At 39.0% G+C, this 5,263-nt stretch carries 9 protein-coding genes; 2 read left to right on the top strand and 7 right to left on the bottom strand.

What is annotated here, in order from left to right; all coding sequences use genetic code 11:
- From EJK17_RS10885 to EJK17_RS10875, 3 genes are all read right to left on the bottom strand, one after another.
- Nucleotides 1-1,021: hypothetical protein (locus EJK17_RS10885; protein ID WP_103662685.1), on the bottom strand; the 1,021-nt coding region annotated here is incomplete at its 3' end.
- 493 nt (nt 1,022-1,514) lie between these two features.
- Nucleotides 1,515-1,772: a DUF2922 domain-containing protein gene (locus tag EJK17_RS10880; protein ID WP_103662684.1), complete on the bottom strand. Its 258-nt coding sequence runs from the start codon at nt 1,770-1,772 to the stop codon at nt 1,515-1,517.
- A gap of 85 nt (nt 1,773-1,857) precedes the next feature.
- Entirely contained in the window at nt 1,858-2,061 is a 204-nt protein-coding gene (locus EJK17_RS10875; protein ID WP_103662683.1) for a DUF1659 domain-containing protein, read from the bottom strand.
- Between the two features lie 294 nt (nt 2,062-2,355).
- Here EJK17_RS10875 and EJK17_RS10870 point away from each other — a divergent pair, with 294 nt between their 5' ends.
- Entirely contained in the window at nt 2,356-2,799 is a 444-nt protein-coding gene (locus tag EJK17_RS10870) for a hypothetical protein (protein WP_103662682.1), read from the top strand.
- Between the two features lie 73 nt (nt 2,800-2,872).
- Nucleotides 2,873-3,169 carry a helix-turn-helix domain-containing protein gene (locus tag EJK17_RS10865; RefSeq protein WP_103662681.1) on the top strand — a complete coding sequence of 99 codons (297 nt, stop codon included), beginning with the start codon at nt 2,873-2,875 and terminating at the stop codon, nt 3,167-3,169.
- Nucleotides 3,170-3,256: 87 nt separating this feature from the next.
- Here EJK17_RS10865 and EJK17_RS10860 read toward each other — a convergent pair whose 3' ends face one another.
- The 4 genes from EJK17_RS10860 to EJK17_RS10845 are packed head-to-tail and all read right to left on the bottom strand — an operon-like array spanning nt 3,257 to nt 4,473.
- Nucleotides 3,257-3,709 carry a hypothetical protein gene (locus tag EJK17_RS10860; protein WP_103662680.1) on the bottom strand — a complete coding sequence of 151 codons (453 nt, stop codon included), beginning with the start codon at nt 3,707-3,709 and terminating at the stop codon, nt 3,257-3,259.
- A 4-nt stretch (nt 3,710-3,713) separates the two neighbouring features.
- Nucleotides 3,714-3,953, bottom strand: coding sequence for a hypothetical protein (locus EJK17_RS10855; protein WP_103662679.1), 240 nt, complete (start codon nt 3,951-3,953; stop codon nt 3,714-3,716).
- A gap of 58 nt (nt 3,954-4,011) precedes the next feature.
- A complete protein-coding gene (locus EJK17_RS10850; protein ID WP_168180803.1) occupies nt 4,012-4,200 on the bottom strand; it encodes a hypothetical protein in 189 nt (62 codons plus the stop codon).
- A 60-nt stretch (nt 4,201-4,260) separates the two neighbouring features.
- A complete protein-coding gene (locus EJK17_RS10845) occupies nt 4,261-4,473 on the bottom strand; it encodes a hypothetical protein (protein ID WP_103662677.1) in 213 nt (70 codons plus the stop codon).
- Nucleotides 4,474-5,263 lie beyond the last annotated feature (790 nt).

Genomic DNA, 5,263 nt, shown 5'->3' with positions numbered 1-5,263 from the left:
AAGCACGAAGCTTAGCTAAGTTCAATTGGTTACCATCCTTGTCGTAAATTGCGGCAATGTGGTTAACAGTCTTAGTTACAGCTGATTCAGTTGGAGTTGAAACCTTACCGTTAGGAACATTTACAGTAATTGGTAAAGTAGCTGAAGCATCGTTGTTAGTAGCATTTGCTTTCAAATTGAAAGTAAATGACTTAGGAGCAACGAACCAACCTTGTGCATCTACTGAGATACCTTGCTTCTTCAATTGGTCTGCAAGTTCAGCAGCAGTAGTGTAGTTAGTGGTGCTTGATTGTGCATGGATGTGACCTGCAGCATACTTAGCTTCAGCAGCAGATAAAACTTGAGCAACGTTCATCTTACCAGCATCTGAACCAGCAGTTAAAGTAAGGTCGCCTGAAGTTACAGTAGCACCGGTAATCTTTGAATACCAGTTAACAATAGCTGGGTTAGCAAAGTCCTTAGCGTATACGCCTAAAACAACGTAAGGAATTTCAGCAACACCATTGGCATTAGTCTTAGTCTTGAAAGTTAAGTCAGAAACGCTGTTACCAAAGTGGTTGCCATTTTCATTTGGCAATACTAAAGTAATGTCCTTGTTAGCATTAGCGTCACCAAAGTTCAAAGTTACCTTATTCAATTGAACTTTGAAAAGACTACCAGCAGAACTATTTGCAACGTCTTCTACTTTGTTGATGTTCTTACGAGCACCATTTTCGTTGTACCACATTTCAACTGATGATACTCCTGGTGTAAGAGTAGAAGTAGCAGTAGTACCATCTACAGTTGCAGTAAATGATGCACTCAAAGCAGACTTAATGTTGGTACCAGGTACTGCAGTATTTAAGCTAACATTTGGAGTAATGTTAACTTTAGCATTTTCACTTAATGCAGGAACAGTACCTACTTGAGTAGCAGAGGTAACAGCAGCAGCATTAACAGAGCTAACAGCAGAAGCAGCGACAGGAGCGACAGCTAATAAAGCAGCAGCAGCAGCGCTAACGATTTTCAAATTTTTCTTCATGTGGTCTAATCCTCCTTGAAAAAACAAAAAATAGTAATAGGAGGGAGGCTTCAGCATGGCAGAGGCCTATAATGTACAAAATACTTCGAGCAGGAACCATAAGTTTATAAGGCTTATGAGGTAGTAGTCTTGCTGAAGGATCAGCATGCGTACAGGGTGCTAGCCTGAAGCATATGTCCTATTACTTACCACGATTCATATTGTACTAACCTCTAGAGTAAAAGGCAAGCCTAAAAGCCCATTATTTTTGCTTTGTAATATTTATTCTACAGATTAAAAAGCCCTCCACGTTACGGCTCGTAAGTCTCGCAAGCCTTGATATAAAAAGAAAGGCAGGTGAAAACCTGCCCCATCTTTTTTAATAATAAGTCCGTTTTTTTACAAGCGAGTAACAAAAGTCCGCTAATTTTGTAACATTTAATGCTTATCGTTACCCTTGCTTAACCGCCAAATTTGCCTAATTAGACGCGTTAAGTCTAGTAGTAACTCTAAACTATGCTTGTTCACCTGCAGCAGTCTTAGCATCATCAAAGATGCCAGTAACAGTTCGTTCAACATATGCAGCAGATTGAGGTTCGTGATAGATGTCGACCCCTTCCTTATCAAAGGCGTGACTATCCGCGATTTGCTTCATTAAGCCACGCACCGTATCTGGTGTAAGGTTGTCAGCTGACTTAGATAGAGTCAAGTTGACCTTCTTGTTGTCACTGTTAAGGTAAGTTAATCGTAAAGTTTTAGTAGTTTCTGCCATTTTTTCTTTCTCCTATCGTAATTTTCACTCGTGTACGCATTTTCTACATACATCCCCGGCATTTTCGGTAAAATAGTACGCTATCTTAACCTTTAGCGACCGGTGTCTTGGTAATCTTGAAGACATCCCCCAAGTCATCGCCTTGCAATTGACTAATTGCTTCACCCACTTGGATCAATGCCTTGTCTTCCACACCTTCCTTCACATTCTTGAAGATGCGACTCTTCTTGCCGTTAGCATAGACCTCGTTTGCAAAAGTAAACTGAATAGATTCTTGAACTTGATTCATTATGAATACCTTCCTTATATTTAATTGATGCGAATATAGATAAGCTTGTAAGTAGTTGTGCGCGCCTCAACTGCTTACACTATTAATAACGAACTGGCTCCATGAATCGGGCCAACTTTTTTCAAAGAATTATTCTTTTCCTTACATATTAATGTAGAAATGATTTTGCCCTTTGAAATCACCCCAAAAGCGCGTATAATTTTGGTGTTATGCACTAACAGTTGCCTTTATGGCCCAAACTCGGTAGAATTATAATTGATTTTCCGATTTTTTAAAGAAAAAGGAGTGTCCAAATTGACTGAAGAAGAAAAGAACACCAATCAAAAGGCCGAAGACCAAGCCAAGGATGAAGACGAAAATTCAGACTTGGAAGTTGTAATGCCAGAAGCTAACCGCGTTACGATGCCAGCAGAAGAATACAAAGATCAACCTGATTATTTGAAGACTTTTGCTAACTTTTACATTGCCAAGTTCGGCGAAGACGATTTGGAAATTATCAACTTATACGATGAGAACCACAACATGGTTGACATTAACAAGTACTTGCTTAACAACATTCACTTCCCACGCAAGGTCTTGATTAAGCATGTTCTTCAATACCATGACTACAACTTCAAGAACTTACTTAATGAAATCAGTAAGGATGAAGATATCGATCCAGAAAACATGAAGACTTATGAAGACTGGGACGCTTGGTACGAAAAGCGCCGCGGCAAGATTGCTGGTTCTTTATCATAATCACATGCAAAAAGACGATCCGTTTTGGATCGCCTTTTTTGTGTTGGGTAGTTTCAAAAAGGAGTGATAAATAATGAGTAAATCAACCATTTTAGAATCACTAAAAGTTTGTCGTGACTATGTAAATGGTGATGAAAGTCATGTCGAGGTTGTGGATGTTCCATTACCTGTGAAAATTGAATTTAACGCAGCCACGATTAAATCATTAAGACATCAAATTGGCACACCTCAATCTGGTTTAGCGAATTTAGTCGGTGTTTCTAAGAGAACAGTAGAAGCATGGGAAAGCGATCGTAGCGAACCAAATAAATCAGCCAGAAAATTATTAGCTTTGCTAATGCAAGATAATTCCCTAGCCGATAAATTATAATATATTTAATTATCAATAAGCGGTCTTAAGACTAACAATATCTCAACTCAATGACATTGTTAGTTTTGGATCGTTTTTTGTTTTGTGTTAGTTTTCGTCAGTTATCTTGATATGGCGCAGCATTTTATCTACTTGCGCATCGCTTAATGGCTTGCGGCGTTCTTCTAAGCGCAAATCATCCGTAAAGCTCACGCCGTCTTGGGTTTTGAATTTCTTATCAAAGTCATAGAAGTCAAACGACATTGCTTTCTTGAGATTGTGGTTAATTGAAACATCAATGCTGTATTGCGTGTTCCATTCCACATTAAGTGATTCGAGTTTTCCGATTTCAAAGCTCTTCACCGGTTCACCAAAAGTGTAATTCTTCAGCAAAAAGCGCAGCAGATTCTGTCTCAACTTACGCTCTTGCCGTCTTTTTTGTGCTTTTGCCCGCTGCTGCTTTTCGATCCGCACTCTTTCCGATTTTCTTCTAAGAGCAACAATTGATCCGCCCATTAGCGTAACTGCAAGAATGCCCACGATAATCTGTTGTTTTTTCATTTTTCTAGCCTAAATGATACTCGTCGAAGATGGCTGCCAGCTCTTCTGGAGTGAGATTGGGATAATACTCCTTTAATCCCTTTTTTATTACTTCATCCGAAAGCCCATTTTCCTGAGAAACTTCAATTAATTTTTTAGCATTGTCAATTCTGAGCTCATGTTGGACTTCACTTAGCCCCTCACGTCGTCCCTCTTCTCGAGCCTTATCTAGAGACTTTCTAAAATAGTAATCCAAGTCCATCATTCTCAATCCTCCATTCTGTCCTTAAACTAAAGGCGATCTATTTCGGACCGCCTTTTTTCTAATTCAACTGATATTCGTTAAAGATATCTTTTAGCTCTTCTGGAGAAAGGTCGGAATACTTACGCGTTAGCTCTCTTTTGATTACTTTTGGGGAAGCATTTATACTTTGAAAAGATTCCACCAAATCCTTAGCGCTTTCAATTCTTGTCTCATGCTTTGCTTCTTTGAAGTACATTGTTAAGTCCATTTCTGCATCTCCCATTCTGTCCTTAAACTAAAGGCGATCCATTTCGGACCGCCTTTTTTTCTAATTCAACTGATATTCGTTAACGATATCTTTTAACTCTTCTGGGGAAAGGTCGGGATACTTACGCGTTAGCTCTCTTTTGATCACTTCATCTGGAATTTCATTTTTTCTTGAAAACTCAACCATCTTCTTTGCATAAGCAAATTCTGCTTTATGCCAGCCTTCGTCTCGGCTCTTGTCCATACTCTTCTTGAAGTACATTGTTAAGTCCATTTCAGTATTCCTCCATTCCGTACTAGCCGTATACTCATGCATTTCCTTTACAATCTTAGCAATAAACGGATCAGACTCTTCAGCCGCCCCAGATTCTTTTCATCCTTCACCTGCATCTCAACATCGTATTGTGTGCCCTCTTCGTCCACTGCCCAGATATCAAATCTCACCTTCCTTCCTTTCTTTCAACAATTGATTAATTGGTTTCTGCGGAGTAACCCTGATCCGTTCGAACCTTTTCTCAGGGAAGATCAGCTTCAGCAGCTGCCGACAATTCTCCCTCTTTTCCATCACGTGACCAAAGATCAAGTCTCGCTTGATATCCTCTAGCTCACTCATCAACGCACTTCCTTTACTTGAATTTGGGAAGATTCTCTTCCCTAATATTAATTACGCAAAAAGAGAAGATTTCTTTTTTATTTTTCATATTTTTTGCAAGAAAAAAAGCCACGTATTGCTACGTGACTTCTTCTAAGCTGCACGATGAACAGCCAATTCATCTGCACATTTGAGTTTCTTAATCGTCTTCGCAATTATTATACTAAAAATAATTGCAACTAACTCATTTATCTTCTAATCAAGATGGCACTCGTTGAAGATATCTTCTAATTCTTCTTGGGAGAGTCTTGAATACTCAGCCTTTACTTCTTTTTTGATTACTTGACTGAAAGTTGAAAGCACTAAAACGGGCCAGATTCCTTATGGGATCCGGCTTTGTTATGCCTAATTTAGTTTTTAGGCGGGCTCTTCTAACGCATTTTGAATACATTTGGGCAACATAGAAATAAAG

The sequence above is a fragment of the Lactobacillus xujianguonis genome, assembly GCF_004009905.1.
GTDB lineage: Bacteria > Bacillota > Bacilli > Lactobacillales > Lactobacillaceae > Lactobacillus > Lactobacillus xujianguonis.
Note: the sequence above shows the minus strand (reverse complement) of the source record. Positions and strands in the feature narration are given on the sequence as shown.